Origin of the sequence: Stackebrandtia sp., from assembly GCF_035643755.1 — a bacterium.
Lineage (GTDB): Bacteria > Actinomycetota > Actinomycetes > Mycobacteriales > Micromonosporaceae > Stackebrandtia.
On the sequence record NZ_DASQPW010000299.1, the window covers coordinates 1 to 15005 of the forward strand.

Annotated in this window: 21 protein-coding genes; 12 read left to right on the forward strand and 9 right to left on the reverse strand. The window is 68.3% G+C overall.

What is annotated here, in order from left to right; translation table 11 throughout:
- From VE172_RS23575 to VE172_RS23585, 3 genes are all read right to left on the reverse strand, one after another.
- Nucleotides 1-795, reverse strand: a 795-nt coding sequence (locus tag VE172_RS23575; protein WP_324804456.1) for an RDD family protein, incomplete at its 3' end; no start/stop codon positions are given.
- 45 nt (nt 796-840) lie between these two features.
- Nucleotides 841-1257: a hypothetical protein gene (locus VE172_RS23580; protein ID WP_324804457.1), complete on the reverse strand. Its 417-nt coding sequence runs from the start codon at nt 1255-1257 to the stop codon at nt 841-843.
- Between the two features lie 104 nt (nt 1258-1361).
- Nucleotides 1362-2243: a peptidoglycan-binding protein gene (locus VE172_RS23585; protein WP_414715145.1), complete on the reverse strand. Its 882-nt coding sequence runs from the start codon at nt 2241-2243 to the stop codon at nt 1362-1364.
- A 116-nt stretch (nt 2244-2359) separates the two neighbouring features.
- On the opposite strand from VE172_RS23585, the gene VE172_RS23590 reads away from it, so the two are divergent.
- Together VE172_RS23590 and VE172_RS23595 are read left to right on the forward strand one after the other, a co-directional pair.
- Nucleotides 2360-3214, forward strand: coding sequence for an SDR family oxidoreductase (locus VE172_RS23590; protein WP_324804459.1), 855 nt, complete (start codon nt 2360-2362; stop codon nt 3212-3214).
- Between the two features lie 87 nt (nt 3215-3301).
- Complete coding sequence (locus VE172_RS23595; protein ID WP_324804460.1) at nt 3302-4510, forward strand: cytochrome P450; 1209 nt, start codon at nt 3302-3304, stop codon at nt 4508-4510.
- Here VE172_RS23595 and VE172_RS23600 read toward each other — a convergent pair.
- Nucleotides 4507-5451, reverse strand: a complete 945-nt coding sequence (locus VE172_RS23600) for a DMT family transporter (protein ID WP_324804461.1) — start codon at nt 5449-5451, stop codon at nt 4507-4509. The genes VE172_RS23595 and VE172_RS23600 overlap by 4 nt on opposite strands.
- 82 nt (nt 5452-5533) lie before the next feature.
- Between VE172_RS23600 and VE172_RS23605 the strand changes: the two genes are divergently transcribed.
- From VE172_RS23605 to VE172_RS23620, 4 genes are all read left to right on the forward strand, one after another.
- Nucleotides 5534-6118, forward strand: a complete 585-nt coding sequence (locus tag VE172_RS23605) for a CGNR zinc finger domain-containing protein (protein ID WP_324804462.1) — start codon at nt 5534-5536, stop codon at nt 6116-6118.
- 4 nt (nt 6119-6122) lie between these two features.
- Nucleotides 6123-7106 (forward strand): helix-turn-helix transcriptional regulator, encoded by a 984-nt coding sequence (locus tag VE172_RS23610; protein WP_324804463.1) that lies wholly within the window; start codon nt 6123-6125, stop codon nt 7104-7106.
- A gap of 36 nt (nt 7107-7142) precedes the next feature.
- Complete coding sequence (locus VE172_RS23615; RefSeq protein WP_349258515.1) at nt 7143-7541, forward strand: helix-turn-helix transcriptional regulator; 399 nt, start codon at nt 7143-7145, stop codon at nt 7539-7541.
- A gap of 685 nt (nt 7542-8226) precedes the next feature.
- Nucleotides 8227-8646 (forward strand): VOC family protein, encoded by a 420-nt coding sequence (locus tag VE172_RS23620; protein WP_324804464.1) that lies wholly within the window; start codon nt 8227-8229, stop codon nt 8644-8646.
- A gap of 58 nt (nt 8647-8704) precedes the next feature.
- Here VE172_RS23620 and VE172_RS23625 read toward each other — a convergent pair whose 3' ends face one another.
- Nucleotides 8705-9625 (reverse strand): SDR family oxidoreductase, encoded by a 921-nt coding sequence (locus VE172_RS23625; protein WP_324804465.1) that lies wholly within the window; start codon nt 9623-9625, stop codon nt 8705-8707.
- Nucleotides 9626-9682: 57 nt separating this feature from the next.
- Nucleotides 9683-10444, reverse strand: a complete 762-nt coding sequence (locus tag VE172_RS23630) for a TetR/AcrR family transcriptional regulator (protein ID WP_324804466.1) — start codon at nt 10442-10444, stop codon at nt 9683-9685.
- A 120-nt stretch (nt 10445-10564) separates the two neighbouring features.
- On the opposite strand from VE172_RS23630, the gene VE172_RS23635 reads away from it, so the two are divergent.
- Nucleotides 10565-11290 (forward strand): DUF2306 domain-containing protein, encoded by a 726-nt coding sequence (locus VE172_RS23635; RefSeq protein ID WP_324804467.1) that lies wholly within the window; start codon nt 10565-10567, stop codon nt 11288-11290.
- 3 nt (nt 11291-11293) lie between these two features.
- Here the strand turns inward: VE172_RS23635 and VE172_RS23640 are convergent, their stop codons facing one another.
- Nucleotides 11294-11608, reverse strand: a complete 315-nt coding sequence (locus VE172_RS23640) for a hypothetical protein (RefSeq protein ID WP_324804468.1) — start codon at nt 11606-11608, stop codon at nt 11294-11296.
- Between VE172_RS23640 and VE172_RS23645 the strand changes: the two genes are divergently transcribed.
- From VE172_RS23645 to VE172_RS25790, 4 genes are all read left to right on the forward strand, one after another.
- Nucleotides 11607-12623: a helix-turn-helix domain-containing protein gene (locus VE172_RS23645; RefSeq protein WP_324804469.1), complete on the forward strand. Its 1017-nt coding sequence runs from the start codon at nt 11607-11609 to the stop codon at nt 12621-12623. The genes VE172_RS23640 and VE172_RS23645 overlap by 2 nt on opposite strands.
- Nucleotides 12620-12772: a DUF397 domain-containing protein gene (locus VE172_RS25590; protein WP_349258516.1), complete on the forward strand. Its 153-nt coding sequence runs from the start codon at nt 12620-12622 to the stop codon at nt 12770-12772. The genes VE172_RS23645 and VE172_RS25590 overlap by 4 nt, the downstream gene beginning before the upstream one ends.
- A gap of 82 nt (nt 12773-12854) precedes the next feature.
- Nucleotides 12855-13127, forward strand: coding sequence for a hypothetical protein (locus VE172_RS23650; protein WP_324804470.1), 273 nt, complete (start codon nt 12855-12857; stop codon nt 13125-13127).
- The gene (locus VE172_RS25790) at nt 13124-13249 is read left to right on the forward strand and encodes a DUF397 domain-containing protein (RefSeq protein ID WP_414715144.1); all 126 of its coding nucleotides are present in this window, start codon (nt 13124-13126) and stop codon (nt 13247-13249) included. The genes VE172_RS23650 and VE172_RS25790 overlap by 4 nt, the downstream gene beginning before the upstream one ends.
- 26 nt (nt 13250-13275) lie before the next feature.
- On the opposite strand, the gene VE172_RS23655 is transcribed toward VE172_RS25790, so the two are convergent.
- Together VE172_RS23655 and VE172_RS23660 are read right to left on the reverse strand one after the other, a co-directional pair.
- Nucleotides 13276-14016 carry a dienelactone hydrolase family protein gene (locus tag VE172_RS23655; protein ID WP_324804471.1) on the reverse strand — a complete coding sequence of 247 codons (741 nt, stop codon included), beginning with the start codon at nt 14014-14016 and terminating at the stop codon, nt 13276-13278.
- A gap of 5 nt (nt 14017-14021) precedes the next feature.
- Nucleotides 14022-14696: a type 1 glutamine amidotransferase domain-containing protein gene (locus VE172_RS23660; RefSeq protein ID WP_324804472.1), complete on the reverse strand. Its 675-nt coding sequence runs from the start codon at nt 14694-14696 to the stop codon at nt 14022-14024.
- Nucleotides 14697-14793: 97 nt separating this feature from the next.
- On the opposite strand from VE172_RS23660, the gene VE172_RS23665 reads away from it, so the two are divergent.
- Nucleotides 14794-15005 (forward strand): LysR family transcriptional regulator (locus VE172_RS23665; protein WP_349258517.1); only part of this gene is annotated, 212 nt, incomplete at its 3' end.

The window sequence follows — 15005 nt, forward strand, 5'->3', positions numbered from 1 at the left end:
GGTGGAGGCGCGGCGGTAGCGCTCGGCCAGGACGGCGGCCAGGAAGGCCCAGCCCGGGGTGCCGCGCGGCGGGTCGGGAACCACGAAGGACTTCAGCTCTCCCGCCAGCGCCAGACCCAGCCGGGTGCGGGCCGGCTCGGAGATCTCGTGGTTGCGGGCCAGGAAGTGGCGGATCGCCAGCGCCAGGTCGTCGTCCAATGAGGTCATGTCGGCCACGGCGGCCCAGCCCGCCAGGCCCGCGGGCATCACGGGGGCCCAGATGCGGGCGTCGGGGGTGCGCTCGTGGATCACGATGGTGCCGGCCGACAGGTCGCCGAAGCGCTTGCCCGACGGGTGAACCAGCATGATCGCCAGGCACGCGAACCAGGTGAGGCCGGGCAGCAGGATGCCGGGGAACTCCACGGCGAAGGCCGACAGCGCGCGGATCAGCGCGTGCCGAAAGCGGATCGGGCCGCCGTCGTCGCGCACCACCCGCAGCCCGACGGCGAGCTTGCCCACCGAACGGCCGCGCGACAGGGTCTCCACCAGGGCGGGCACGCCGACGAAGCCGAGGGTGAGGTCGATGGTGACGACGGCGGCGTCCAGCGCGTCGTCCACCAGGCCGCTGGGCAGCATGAGCGCCAGCATCAGCCGCGTCACCAGGACGAGAACGAAGGTGGCGCCCGAGTACAGCAGGAAGTCGATCGCCAGTGCCAGGACGCGGGAGCCCAGCCGGGCCACCCGGATGTCGAGTTCCACGGCCTCTCCGGAGACCAACCGTCCGGAAAAACCGGGATCGGCGGAGTTGTCGCTCATGACCCCAGTCTGCCGCACGTTGTCACGCGGGGGCGCCGCCGGTGCTCAGCACGACGTCATGAGGATCTCTCCCGAGACGGTGTCGCCGTCCTGGTCGGCTATCGCGAACGTCGTCGGCGTGCCGGGCAGGTGGCCGACATCGGTGGAATCCATTGTGGTGCCGCCGCGACAGTGTATGGAGTACCTCGACGATTCGCCGTTGGGGGCGCGGTGGTCGAGGCCGCCGTTGCCGTCGGACAGCCACAGCCCGCCGTCTCCGTCGTCGGCGATACCCGTGTACGCGTACTTCCTGCCGTCCGACATGTCCCACCGCGTGCCATCCCAATGCCCCGGCACGGCCGTGCTGTCGGACGCGGGATCGTCGCCGTGGGGATTGTCGATGCTGCCCGCGGCCCACACGTCGTCCGCGCCGCGGGCGTAGATCTCGACGATCACCCGCCACGAACGTCCCCGTTTTCGCATCCTCGCCCCTCCACCACTCGCGGACCGACCCACCCTGACGCCGCGCGCCGGGCGCCGCCAGTCCGGTGGCGGCATTGGGTCAGTCCGCGAGGCGACGGACGGGTCTAGCCGCGTTGGTACTTCTCCCACCAGGTGAAGTCCACCCGGTACTCGTCCGGCGTGTTGTCGTCGTTGTGGTTGGCCAGGCCGTTCTTGCCGACGAAGTAGTCGTACACCTGGGGCTGGGCCGCGGTGGACAGATCCGGGTCGGAGACGCCCACGGCGTGGATGTGGTACTCGAAGCCGTCGTCGGGGGTGCGCAGCCAGGCCGCGAAGCCCACGGTGCGCAGCGCCTTGACGGTCTCCCAGCGCTGGGTGTCGTCCAGGTCGTTGACGTTGACGTCGACCACGCCGCCGCCGTCGTGGGTGCCCGCCGAGCCGGGGTTGGAGCTGTTGTAGGAGCCCTGGGTGAGGGTGATGTCCCAGCTCAGCTTGTCGTCGGCGGCGCCCAGCATCTGGACGGTGCGGGTGTTGGTCGTCTCGCCGCCGTAGGAGTCGCCGCGGTCGCCCGCGCTGACCTTATTGGACACGTCGAACTTGCCCTCGCCGAGCTTGGCCAGCGAGGTGGGGCCGGGCATGCCGTTGGCGTCCAGGCCGTCGTAGCCCAGCTTCTTCTGCCACGCGGAGTAGGCGTCCACTGTCGACGACCCGAAGTGTCCGTCGACTTGCGCCGCGTCGAGCAGGCCCCGCGCCTGCAACGCCTGCTCCACGGCCAGGACGTGGTCCTTGCAGCCGTCGGTGGGGTCGGAGTTGTCCTTGGGCGGGTCGACCTGGGCGGCCAGCAGCACCATCTCCATGTCGACGGTCGCCCTGGTGTTGTCGTCGGCCATGGCCGACCTCGCCAGCCAGGCCGTGGGGACGGCGACGGCCGCCGCGGTGAGCCCGGCGCGGGTGAGGATCCATCTGCGGGAGTACCGGGTTCGCGCAGCGGGGTTTCGATCGTTCATCATCGGTGCCTTCTCCTAGCCTGTGAGGCATGAGCATGGTTTGATGAATTCGGAGCGTAGGGATCATCGCAATAAACGGTCTATAAGGGAAAACGCACGACCGGGAAGGGAAAACCATGTACGTAGTCACCGGAGCCACGGGGCATCTCGGACGCCTGTCGGTGGAGGCGCTGCTGGCGCGCGGGGTGGCGCCGCGGGACCTCAGGGTCGCCGTGCGCGACCCCGCCAAGGCCGCCGACCTGGGGGAGCGGGGGATCGCGGTGGCACACGGCGATTACGACGACCCCGCCAGCCTGTCGTCCGCCCTCGCCGGGGCCGACAAGCTGCTGTTCATCTCCGCCAGCGAGGTGGGGCAGCGGGTGCGCCAGCACACCAACGTCATCGACGCCGCCGTCGAGGCGGGCGTCGGCGAGGTGGCGTACACCAGCCTGCTGTCGGCCGACACCTCCCGCATCGGGCTGGCCGCCGAGCACCTGGAGACCGAGCGGCTGCTGGCGGCCTCGGGTCTGCCGCATGTGTTGCTGCGCAACGGCTGGTACCTGGAGAACTACACCGAACACCTGGACGGCGACCTGGAGCACGGGGTGCGGCTGGGCTGCGCGGCGGACGGGCGCGTGTCGGCGGCGGCGCGCGCCGACTACGCCGAGGCCGCGGCCGTGGTGGTGACCGGCGACGGGCACGCGGGCAAGGTCTACGAGCTGGCCGGGGACTCGTCGTTCACCATGACCGATCTCGCCGCCGAGGTGGGCCTGCTCAGCGGACGGCAGGTGTCCTATCGCGACCTGCCGCCCGAGGAGTTCATCGCCGAGCTGACCAAGGCGGGCCTGCCGCAAGGCGTGGCGGAGATGTTGGCCGACTGGGATTCGGGCGTGGCGCGCGGCGACCTGTACTCGACCCGCACCGACCTGCACGACCTGATCGGGCGCGACACCACGCCGCTGGCCACCGCCGTGACCGCCGCCGTGAAGTGAGCGGGCGAAACCCGCTGAAACCGCGGTGAAACCGCCGTGAGAACGCCGGGCGGCACGCTGAGGTCATCAGTTGACAGGAGTATTGCGATGACCGAGGCACCGATTCCCCACGGCATTCCCACCGAGCGCGACGCCGGCCCCTTCGACTCGCCGCGGGCCGTGACCCGGCTGCGCGAGTCGCGGCCGATCAGCCGCCTGGTGTTCCCCGACGGCCACGACGGCTACGTGATCACGGGGTACGAGCTGGCGCGGGCGTTCATCTCGGACACCCGCTTCTCGTCCCGAATGGACACCTACCAGCTCCACATGCCCGTGGATGCCGACGGTATGGCGACGATCCCGCCGATGCCGACCCAGCCCGGCATGTTCATCAAGATGGACCCGCCCGACCACTCGCGGCTGCGCACCTTGGTGACCGGCACCTTCACCGTCAAGCGCATGAAGCAGTGGGAGACCTTCATCGGCGAGGCCGTGGAACGCCAGCTCGACCACCTCGCGGGCCTGCAGCCGCCCGCCGACCTGGTGAAGGAGTTCGCGCTGCCGATCCCGTCGCTGGTGATCAGCGAACTGCTGGGGGTTCCGTACGCCGATCGCGAGTTCTTCCAGGACATCACGACGAAGGCCATGACGCTGGACATCGACGTGAACGAGCGCATCGCCGCGTACACGGCGGGGACCGAGTACCTGACGGAACTGGTGCGGCGCAAGCACACCGAGCCCGGCGACGACCTCCTCAGCGACCTGCTGCGGCGCGGCGACGCCACGGACGAGGAGGTGGTGGGCATGGGCCAGCTGCTGCTGGGAGCCGGCCACGAGACCACCGCGAACATGCTGGCGCTGGGGACGTTCGCGCTGTTGGAGCACCCCGAGCAGCTGGCGGCGCTGCGCGCCGAGCCCGAGCTGATGCCCGGGGCGGTGGAGGAGCTGCTGCGGTACCTGACCATCGCCGACATCGGGGTGCGGGTGGCCGCCTCCGACGTCGAGTTCGGCGGCGAGCGCATCGCCGAGGGAACCTGCGTGGCGGTGTCGATGCTGGCGGCCAACCGCGATCCCGCGCGCTTCGACGATCCCGACACATTGGACGTGCGGCGCAACGCGCGCGGCCACCTGTCTTTCGGGCACGGCATTCACCAGTGCCTGGGGCAGCAGCTGGCCCGCATCGAGGTGCGCGCGGGGATCGGCGGCCTGCTGCGGCGCTTCGGCGACCTGCGACTGGCGGTTCCCGCCGCCAAGATTCCGCTGCGCACCAACATGCAGGTCTACGGCGTCCACGAGCTGCCCGTCGCCTGGGGCTAACGCGTGGCGGCCGGTTCCAGGACGGGCTCGGCGACGGGCTCGCCCGGGGCCGGCCGCGGCGCGCGGGAGGCGATCAGGATGCCGACCCCGGCCACGACCAGGCCGATCCAGATCGGCAGCTGCGGGGCCTGGCCCAGCACGGGCCACGCGACCACGGATGTCAGCGGCGGCACCAGCAGGATGATGCGGGTGGTGTCGGCGGCGGAGCGGGTGCGCAGCATGAAGAACATCACCGCGAAGGCCAGCCCCGAGTTGCCGATCGCCAGCCACAGCAGGGAGGCGACGGAGGTGACGTTGACGGGGATGGTGAGTCCATCGTGGAGGGCGGCGATCGGGGCCATGACGACGGCGGCGGTGGCCAGCTGGACGGTGGCGCCTGTGCGCAGGTCCATCTTGGCGCCCGTGCGGCGCTGGATCAGGGTGCCCGCGGCGAAACCGACGGTTCCCATCAGGATGAAGCCGATGCCCGCGCCCGTGCTGCCGCCGCCGAGCTCGCCGCTGACGGCGATGGCCAGTCCGACGAAGCCCAGCGCGGTTCCCGCCCATTGCAGGATCGACAGCTTCTCTTTCAGCACAAAGGTTCCCGCCGCGGCGACCAGCACGGGGGAGGCGCCGTTGATCAGCGCCGCCAGCCCGGCGGACACGCCCATGGACAGCCCCAGGTAGGCGCCCGCGAACAGCGTCGCCTGCATGAGGATGCCCGTGGCGACGAGCTGGAGCCAGGCGGCGCGCCCGCGCGGCCACGGCGCCCTGGTGAGCAGCGAGACGACGCCCATCACGACGGCGGCCACGATGAAGCGCCACAGGGTCAGGGCCAGGGGCGGCGCGACGCTCACGCCGATCGGTCCGACGATGAACCCGCTGGTCCACATGACAACAAAGACGATCGGCAGGACGGGCCCCAGGACCAGGGCCTTCAGGCGCGCGCGGCGGGATGTCATGTGGGGGCTCCTTTATGTAACGCGATAACGTGTTACAACCTATGCGTCCACAGGTAACGCGTCAAGGTGTTACATTCGGGGTGTGAACAAGGACACCAGACTCCAGTTGTGTTACGACGCGGGGAACCGGTGGCTCAACCTGCTGGCCACCGTGGCCGACGCCCACGGCCCCGACCCCGTCGAGCGGCTGCGGGACACGACGCGGCTGGCTGAGTGGCTGCACCACGAGATGGACACCGACGCCGACCTGCCCGTCACCGAAGCCGACCTGGCCTTCGCCCGCACCGTGCGCGACACCCTGCGATCGCTGGCGACCTCCGCGATCGACGGCGAGGCGCCCGACTCGGACGCCGTCGCCGAGGCCGACCGCGTCTGGCACGGATACCAGGCGCCGCAACTGTTCGTGGCCGACAAGCGGCTGTCCTACACCGCTCCCACGTCGGTGTCGGCCGCCATGGCCTGCGTGGTGCGCGAGGCCGTCACCTGCCTGGCGGGCGGCGGCCACGAGAAGCTGCGCCGCTGCGCCGAACCCGACTGCCGCGCCATCTTCCTCGACCCCACGGGACGCCGCCGCTGGTGCCCCAGCGGACGCTGCGGCGTCAAGGCCAGGGTGCGCGCCCACCGCGAACGCGCCAAGGCGGTTCGCCCCGTCGCGAAGGCACGTTGAGACCGTGCGCGCCGCCCGCCTGATCTCGATGGTCCTGCTGCTACAGAACAGGGGCCAGCTCACCAGCACCGAGCTCGCCGCCGAGCTCGGCGTCAGCCCCCGCACCATCGCCCGCGACGCCCTCGAACTCGCCGAGGCGGGCATCCCCGTCTACACCGAACAGGGACGCGACGGCGGATACAAGCTGCTGGACGGTTTCCGCACGCGCCTGACGGGCCTGGGGCGCGAGGAGGTCGAGGCGCTGTTCCTGTCGGGCGCGCCCGAGGCCCTCAGCGGCATGGGTTTGGACGCCGCGGCGCTGGCCGCGCGGCTCAAAGTCGGCGCCGCCCTGGCACCGTCGGCCCGCGAGGCGCCCGCGCGGGTGCGGCAGCGCTTCCACCTGGACGCGCCAGGATGGTTCCGCCGCATGGAGACCCCCGAGGTGCTCAGCACCCTGTCCAGTGCGGTGTGGACGGACCACACGGTGGAAGTGTCCTATGTGCGCGGTAAGCGGCTGGTGGAGACCGTCGAGCCGACGCTGGTGCGTCGCGTCCTGGAACCGTACGGGTTGGTGCTGAAGGCGGGCGTATGGTATCTGGCCGCCCGCAGCGGAAACGACTACCGCGTGTACCGAGTGGACAGATTCCGCCACGTCGCGGCGTGCGGCACCGAGTTCACGCGCGACACCGACTTCGACCTGTCGGAGTTTTGGAGCCAGCGCTCCGAGGACTTCGCCCGATCGATGCTCAACGACCGCGTCGTGGTGCGCCTCAGCCCCCTGGGCGCGAAGCGGCTGCGCTTCACCCGCGAGCCGTTGTCGGTCGCCATGACCCGCATCGACGAACCCGACGCCGACGGCTGGTCGCGCGCCGTGCTGCCCGTGGAGTCGCTGGACGTCGCGTACGTCGAGATGCTGGCGCTGGGGCCCGATGTTCAGGTTCTTCAGCCCGCGTCGCTGCGCGCCAGGGTCGCCGAGGCCGCGCGTCGCACGGCCGAGCTGTACGAGTGACTCGACGTTGTCGCGGCACTGTGCGACAGTGGTCGCGTGATGCTGGAGGACCTGGTTCGGCTGCGTCGCGCCCGCGATCGGATGGATCGCGACTACGCCCAACCCCTGGACGTCGCGGCGCTGGCGCGTGACGCCCTGATGTCGGCGGGCCACTTCTCGCGCAGCTTTCGCGCGGCGTTCGGCGAGACGCCGTACGGGTATCTGATGACGCGGCGCATCGAACGCGCCAAGGCGCTGTTGCGGCGCGGCGACCTGTCGGTGACCGAGGTGTGCTTCGCGGTGGGCTGTACGTCGTTGGGCTCGTTCAGCACCCGATTCGCCGAGCTGGTCGGCGAATCCCCGAGTTCCTATCGCGATCGACCCCACGACGACGGGGCGGCGATACCCGCGTGCTACGCGAAGATCTACACGCGCCCCGTACGCAAGGCGAAGTGACGGCGCCTGCCTGGGGAAAGCTTGGTGCAGAGCGGTTCCCCTGCCACGGCAGATAAAGCGCGGGAGGCTCGCCCTCGCCCCACCCGACAAACTCGCCGTGGGCGTCACAAGCGTCTCCCCATCTGTGCCGTAGACACCACAAGGGCTCTTACCTCCTCCCTGCCGTAGACACCACGTCCTCCCCGCCGCGAGTGCCACAAGAGGGGCGTTCCTCCCTCGCCATGGAAACCCACGTGGCCTTTCCCCTTCCCCGCCACGGATGCCACAGGGTCCTTCGCTCTCACTAGCCGTGGACGCCACGAGGGCGTTCCCCTCCTCGCCATGGAAACCCACGTGGCCTTTCCCCTTCCCCGCCACGGATGCCACAAGGTCCTTTGCTCTCACTAGCCGTGGACGCCACGAGGGCTTTCCCTTCCCCGCCATGGACGTTCCCCCTCGCATGCCGCAGACGCCACAAGGGGCCCCCTTCTCGCAATGGACGCCACAAGGGCTTCCCTCCCCGTTTTGACGCCGCAAGGGTCTTCGCCCCCCTCCCCCCTGACGCTTCCCTCTCGGAAGCCGTGGCCGAGGAACCGCTCTGCACCAAGCCGTCTCCCTCTACACCAGCGCGACGTCCACGTCGACGGGCGAGAGCGCCGCCTTGATCGGCGAGACAGGTTCGAGCCGCAGCCGTAGCATGACGAGCATGGACGTCAAGCTTTCTACCTGCTTCATCGCCGTCGACGACCATGACAAGGCGCTGTCCTTCTACCGCGACGTCCTCGGACTCGAGGTGCGCGCCGACGTCTCCTTCGAGGGGATGCGTTGGGTGACAGTGGGTTCGCCCGCGCAGCCCGACGTCAGCATCGTCTTGGAGCCGCCGCTGGCGGACCCGAACGCCTCGCCCGCCGACCGCCAGGCCATGAACGAGCTGTTGGCGAAGGGGTTGTTGCGCGCCGTCATCTTCACCACCGACGACGTGGACGCCACCTTCGAGCACATCCGTTCGCGCGGGGGAGAGGTGATCCAGGAGCCGATCGACCAGCCCTACGGCGTGCGCGACTGTTCCTTCCGCGACCCCGCGGGCAACATGCTGCGCTTCAACCAGCCGCGAAGCGCGTCCTGACTTCGACCGACCCCCAGCCGCGCGTATCGCTCGCCGCGGCTGGGGAACCACTATGGACCTAGCGGTATTTGGAGTCGTCGATGGGCGCGCCGTCCTCGCGAACGTCGCGGATGAACCTCAGGAAGCTCGGCTGGGTGCCGTCGATGTCGGTTACGCCGTACTCGGGCGCCAGATCCCAACTGGCCACGGACTTCCCGTTCCAGCGCTCCCGCTTCGGGTCGCTGGCGAGCGCCACCAGGCATCGGGCCACATAGTACGGTGACTCGGTCATGCAGAACTCGGGATCCTTCTTGGTGCCGTCGCGCCAGTTGGCCTCGGTGACGCCGAACTCGTCCAGCATCGCCTCGGAGCGGATCCAGCCTGGCGTCAGGGACACCGCCATCCCGCCGAAGTCCTTGAGCTCGGTCGCCAGGGCGAACGCGATGCGGGGCGGCGTGATCTTCGCCAGGTCGTAGAAGAACGTGCCGCGGTACTCGTTGTTGGGAAAGTCCCAGGTGCCGTCGGTGATCTCGACGACCAGACCGTGCGGGTTCTTGACCAGCAGCGGCAGCGCCTCGTGGTTGGTGATGATGTGGGTGTCGATGGCCAGCCGCAGCGCGTGCAGGCCCTTGTCGAGGTCGTGTTCCCACAGCTTCGCCTCCCAGTCGGTGAGGTGGTCACCTCCCCAGATGTCGTTGACGAGAACGTTCAGTCGTCCCTGCTCGGATTCGATGCGCGCCACCAGGTCCCGCACCTGTTCGCGGTCCAGGTGGTCGCACACGACGGCGTGCCCGACCCCGCCCGCCTCGGCGATCAGCTCGGCGGTGCCCTCTATGGTCTCGGGACGGTCCATTTCGGAGCGCTTCGACCGACTGCTGCGCCCCGAGGCGTAGACGATCGCGCCCGCCCTGGCCAGTTCGACGGCGAACGCTCGTCCTGTGCCTCGGGTGGCTCCCGCGACCAGCGCGACCTGGCCGTCCAGTGGTTTGTCCTGTGACATGTCGACCTCCGTTGTTGAATGCACCTCGACGCTAACAACGAAACCGGACAATCCTTGTCAGGTTTTTCTATGCCGTTCGACGCGGCCCTCGATGCCGTCCAGCAGGAGGTTCATCCCGAACGCCAGATCGTGTGGCAGGCCCGCGTCGGTGTCCGCCTCGGGTGGCGGCGTGGCGGCGAACGCCGCCACCGCCGACAGCCCGCCGCGCTCGGCCACGTCGTGGAGCACCTTGCTGTACTCGGCGTTGGCGGCGGCCACCTCGGCGGGGCTGGCCGCGGGGTAGACGTCCAGGGCGATCTTGGCCAGGCCGCGCACCGACGCCAACACGAACATCGCCGTGGAGCTCACATCGGCGGTGCTCAGGCCGCTGCGGGACAGTGTGGATAGCAGTCGTTCGAACCAGGCGAGCTGATTGGGGCCCAGCGGCGGTCCGATCAGGGTGGCCTGGAGGCCCCACGGATGGCGGGCGAAGACGTGCCACAGGTCGGTGGTCCAGCGCAGCAGCTGGGGCCGCCAGCCGTTCGGCGCGTCCGCCCATGGGGGAGGTGGTCCCGTGGCGATGTCCACCATGGCCTCGACCAGCAGGTCCTTGCTGGGGACGTAGGTGTACAGCGACATCGTGGTGTAGCCGAGCTCCTTGGCGACCCGCTGCATCGACACCGCGGCCAGGCCCTCGGCGTCGGCGACGTCGGCGGCGGCGCGGGCGATCGCGTCCAGGCTGAGCGCGGGCTTGGGGCCGCGCCGCCCAGGGGCGGCCTCGCCCCACAGCATCGCCGCACTGCGCGCCAGCCCGTCGGTCTTGTCGTCCTTCGCGTTCATCGTCCACCGTTCGTCGAGATGGCCCCATCTTAAAACTCTGTATGACGTACAGTTAATGCTATACGTAATACAGAGTTTCGGCGTGGGCGTCACGCCGAACCGAAACGAAAGGCCACCCCGATGACCACCCTCGCCCAACCCCCCGTCACCGCGCGGCGGACACCGAAGACCCGTTGGTGGCGCCGACCCTGGATCGGCCCGCTTTTCCTGGTGGCGGCCGTGTTCCTGGTCCTGTCGGTGCCTCGCTACCTCACCCTCGACCCCGCGCAGTCCAAAATCGACCCTCCGAAGTGGTTCCCGCCCTACTACGGCTTCCTGGTGGCGCACGTCCTGTTCGCCTCCGTCGCCATGGTCACCTGCTGCATGCAGATCTGGCCGAGACTGCGCTCGCGCCACCCGAGGCTGCACCGCGTGTCGGGACGGGTCTACGTGTTCGGCGGGGTGCTGCCCGCGGGCGCGGCGTCCCTGGTGCTCGGCGCGACCAGCCCGTTCGGGCCCGTGGACGGCGTGGGCCTGATGGTCATGGCGCCACTGTGGATCACATTCACCATCGCGGGATTCCGCGCGGCCCGCCGCAAGCGCTTCGTCGAACACCGCAAATGGATGATCCGCAGCTTTACCCTCACGATGTCGATCATCGTCAACCGCATCGTGGCGATCCCCGTCGCCATCGGGGTGTTCAGCGGGCTGAAAACCGTGTACCACAACGACATGCGCCTGGCCATGTACGTCACGGCGGGCATCACGGCCTGGCTCAGCTGGACGCTGTGCCTGCTGGTCTGCGAGTGGTACCTGGGGCGCGGCACCGCACGGCGTCGCGCTCGCCTGGACTCCTCCACGGTGTAGGAATCACTCGCACTCGCGACAACGCAACACGCTGACGGGCTTGAGCTGGGCGATGTCGATGCCGATGTCGCCCAGTTGGGCTGCCAGGTACACGGCGGTGTCGAGATCGACGTGGTCGTGCTCCTTGGCGATGTGGACCGCCCACATGAGCGACTGCTCGCATTCCTCGGGGCCGCCCGCGCCGAAGCGCGCGACGAAAGAGTCCACCATGGATGCGAGTGCTGGCGCTCGTTCCGTTCCGAGCCAGGCGATCAGGCGTCCCACGACCTGGTCGCGTGTCATGTGGTCGGGGATGCGTTCGGTTCCGCTGGGTGTCATGGCCCTGCTCCTCTATGTGCGTATGACTTCACGCTATGATGTGCCTAACAAGAGAATGAAATGGTTAAACCACTTTGTCAAGCACATCTACATTTTTGGAGTGTCGTGTTGTCGACACGAGGAGGCGACTGTGGACGAGGGAGTCAGCCCGACACTGAGGCAGTGGCAGCTCGCGGAAGCGTTGCGCGGCTACCGAACCCGACGCGAACTGACCATCGCTCAGGCGGGGGAGAAGTTGAAGTCGCTGGGCAAGCGCTGGTCGGCGGCGAAGCTGCAACGCATCGAGACGCGCGGCTACAGTCCGAAACCTCCCGAGATCGAGCAGCTCGCCGAGGCGTACGAACTGAAGAAGGCGGAACGCAACGAACTGCTCGACATGGCGCAAGATGCCAGGAAGAAGGGCTGGTGGCAGTCGAGTGCGCTGCCGAAGGTGTTTCATACGATGGCGGGACTTGAATGTGCGGCCAGCACTATTCGAGAGTTCGGACTTGCCGCAGTTCCTGGTCTTCTCCAAACATCTGACTACGCGCGGGCACTGATGTCCGTTTCGGACTCGCCTGTGGCGGCCGAAGTGTTGGAAAGTCGTATCGCAGCCCGCATGACGAGGCAACACATTCTTCGTGGGATGACTCCACCAGAGTTGCAAGTGATCCTTGCGGAGGGAGTCCTTCGCAACCCCGTCGGTGGGGTGCGAGTGATGCGCGGCCAACTCGAACGACTCATTGACGAGCTTGCAAACGCGAACGTAGCCATGCAAGTTCTCCCCGCTGATGTCGGGGCGCATCCAGGCGTTGACGGTTCCTTCATGATTCTGACCATTCCTTCGCTGGAACACGACGTCGGCTACTGCGAAGGAATGATGGGCAGCGTTTACCTCGAAACCCAAGAGGACGTTCGTTCATGCAACATGAGGTTCGCGGCGTTGAGTACGCTCGCGCTGTCCCCTGACAAGTCGGCGAAGTTGATGCGCAATATCCTTGCCGAGTATCAGTTATGGAAGGAGGCAGCGCGATGACAAGGTCCGATGTATCTCGTGTGCAGTGGCGGAAAAGCACACGCACTGGAGCAGGCAGCGGTACTGGTGGCAACTGCGTCGAGGTCGCCGCTTTTACGCGTCGGAAAGGCGGCAGCGACGGCGAGGCCGCCCGCATCGCCATGCGGTGAAGCGGACCAACCGTCCATTTTCGACCTGGGTTGAAGGCGTCGCAGCAGCCGCCCAACAGAGATACTCCACTATGCTCCAAATGTGACAAAGCGGATGACCTTCAGCTTCCCCGATGACGTAGCTCAGTACTTGGAGGGGATCGAGGACCGCAAGCGGTCGGCGCATGTGGCCGAGGCGATGCGTGCCCGCATGGCATTTGAGTCGATGCGAGAGCTGCTTGCGGTCGCGGGAGACGACACCAACTACGACTATGACCCGACGGGGGCCATCAGGCGGGCCACCGAACTGAAGATCCGACTGGAGCGCCTCGCCCCGACTGCCCAGGCGACGGTCGAAAAGGAGCCATTGCAATGACACGAGTTCATTGGCGAAAGAGCACCCGCACAGGCGGGGCAAACGGTCGTGGTGGCAACTGCGTCGAGGTCGCCGTGTTCAGGCGTCGCTACAGCGAAGCCGCCTCCACCACCATGCGATGAGGCGGCCCCGCCGTCCATGAGCGACCTCACACGAAGGCGTCCCCCAACAACCGCCACACCCGATCCCACGCGTCCTTATCGGACGTTTCGTGGAATGTTTCCCGATCGTCGCAGGCGAACCCGTGCGGCGCATCGGGATACACCACGACCTCGCCGCGATCGCCCAACTGATCGGCGATGACGCGACGCTGCACGGCGTCGATGACGTGGTCGTCCTCGCCCACCAGAACCAGCACCCGCCCCGAGATCTCCTTGGAGGACTCGACAGTGGGCTCGGGACGCGACAGCGCGATCCCGTCGCTCGTCAGCCAGCCAGGGTAGAACGCGACCGCCGCTCTCAGGTCGAGCCGCGTCGCCGCGAGATACGCGATGTGCCCGCCGAAGCTGAACCCGAGCATCGCCGCTTCGCCTGTGGAGTAAGGACTCTCGGCGAGAAACTCCAGCGCCGCGGTGACATCCGCGAGCGCCTGCTGACGGCTCAGCGAACCCGCCAACTCCAACCCGCGCTCCCGCTCGTCCGTCGACAACACGATTCCCTCGCCGAAACGGTGGTAGAAGTCGGGCACGATCGCCACGTACCCCGCCGCCGCGACCCGCTCGGCCATGCGCTGGATGTACGGCGTGACACCGAATATCTCGAACCCGACCACCACGCCTGGATAACGCCCGTCGGTATCGGGCCGCGCCACCAGCGCGTCCATCGAGGACTCGGAGTCGTCCACATGCAGCGCCACGCGCTCGGTCACGACATCGAACGTCACATCCACGCCCGTCACCTCTGGGCCAACACGCCGAGCACGGCATGGGCGACGCCGTCGGCGCTGGCGGGGTTCTGGCCCGTGACCAGGCGGCCGTCGGTGACGACGTGCGACGCGAAGTTGTCGGCGCCAGTGTGCTTGGCGCCCTTGTCGACCAGCGCGGTCTCCAGGGCGAACGGCACGATGCCGTCGGCCTTCACGGCGGCCTCCTCGGCGTTGGTGAACGCCGCGACCTGCTTTCCGTCCACGATGTTCTTGCCCGTGGACAGGGTCACGTTGACCAGCCCCGCGGGGCCGTGGCACACCGCCGACACGACGCCGCCCGCCTCGTAGATGTCGCGGGCCAGGTCGGCCAGCGGCGCGTCGTCGGGGAAGTCCCACATCGCGCCGTGGCCGCCCGCGTAGAAGATCGCGTCGTAGTCGGCCGCGTTCACGTCGGACGGACGCGTGGGCTGGGCCAGGTGCGAGCGCACCTTCTCCAGGGTCATGAACTCGCGCTGGACGGGGTCGTGATCGTCGAGGCTGTCGGGCTGCGGCGTGCCCGACCCAGGCGTGACGAGGTCGACGGTGTGGCCCGCGGCGGTGAACGCCTTGTACGGGTAGGCCGCCTCGCCGACGTGGAATCCCGTGGGCTTGTCGGTGCCTCCCAGCCAATGGTGTCCCGTGAGTACCAGCAGTATCTTCGCCATGATCAATCCCTCCTGATCGGTGCTTACCCGCTGAAGGCTACGGACCAAACCCATCGCCTGACCAATAGAAATGCCGTTACGATCGATAGAGATTCCGATGGGAGGCGGCGTGGACCTGGGTCTGTTGCGGACGTTTCTGGCGGTGTTCCGCGCGGGCTCGCTGTCGGGGGCGGCGCCGATCCTCGGCCTGTCGCAGCCGACGATCACCGCGCAGATCAGGGCCCTGGAACAGGCCATGGACAAGAAGCTCTTCGAGCGGCTGCCGCGCGGCGTGGCGCCGACGTCGGTGGCCGCCGAGCTGGCCCGCCA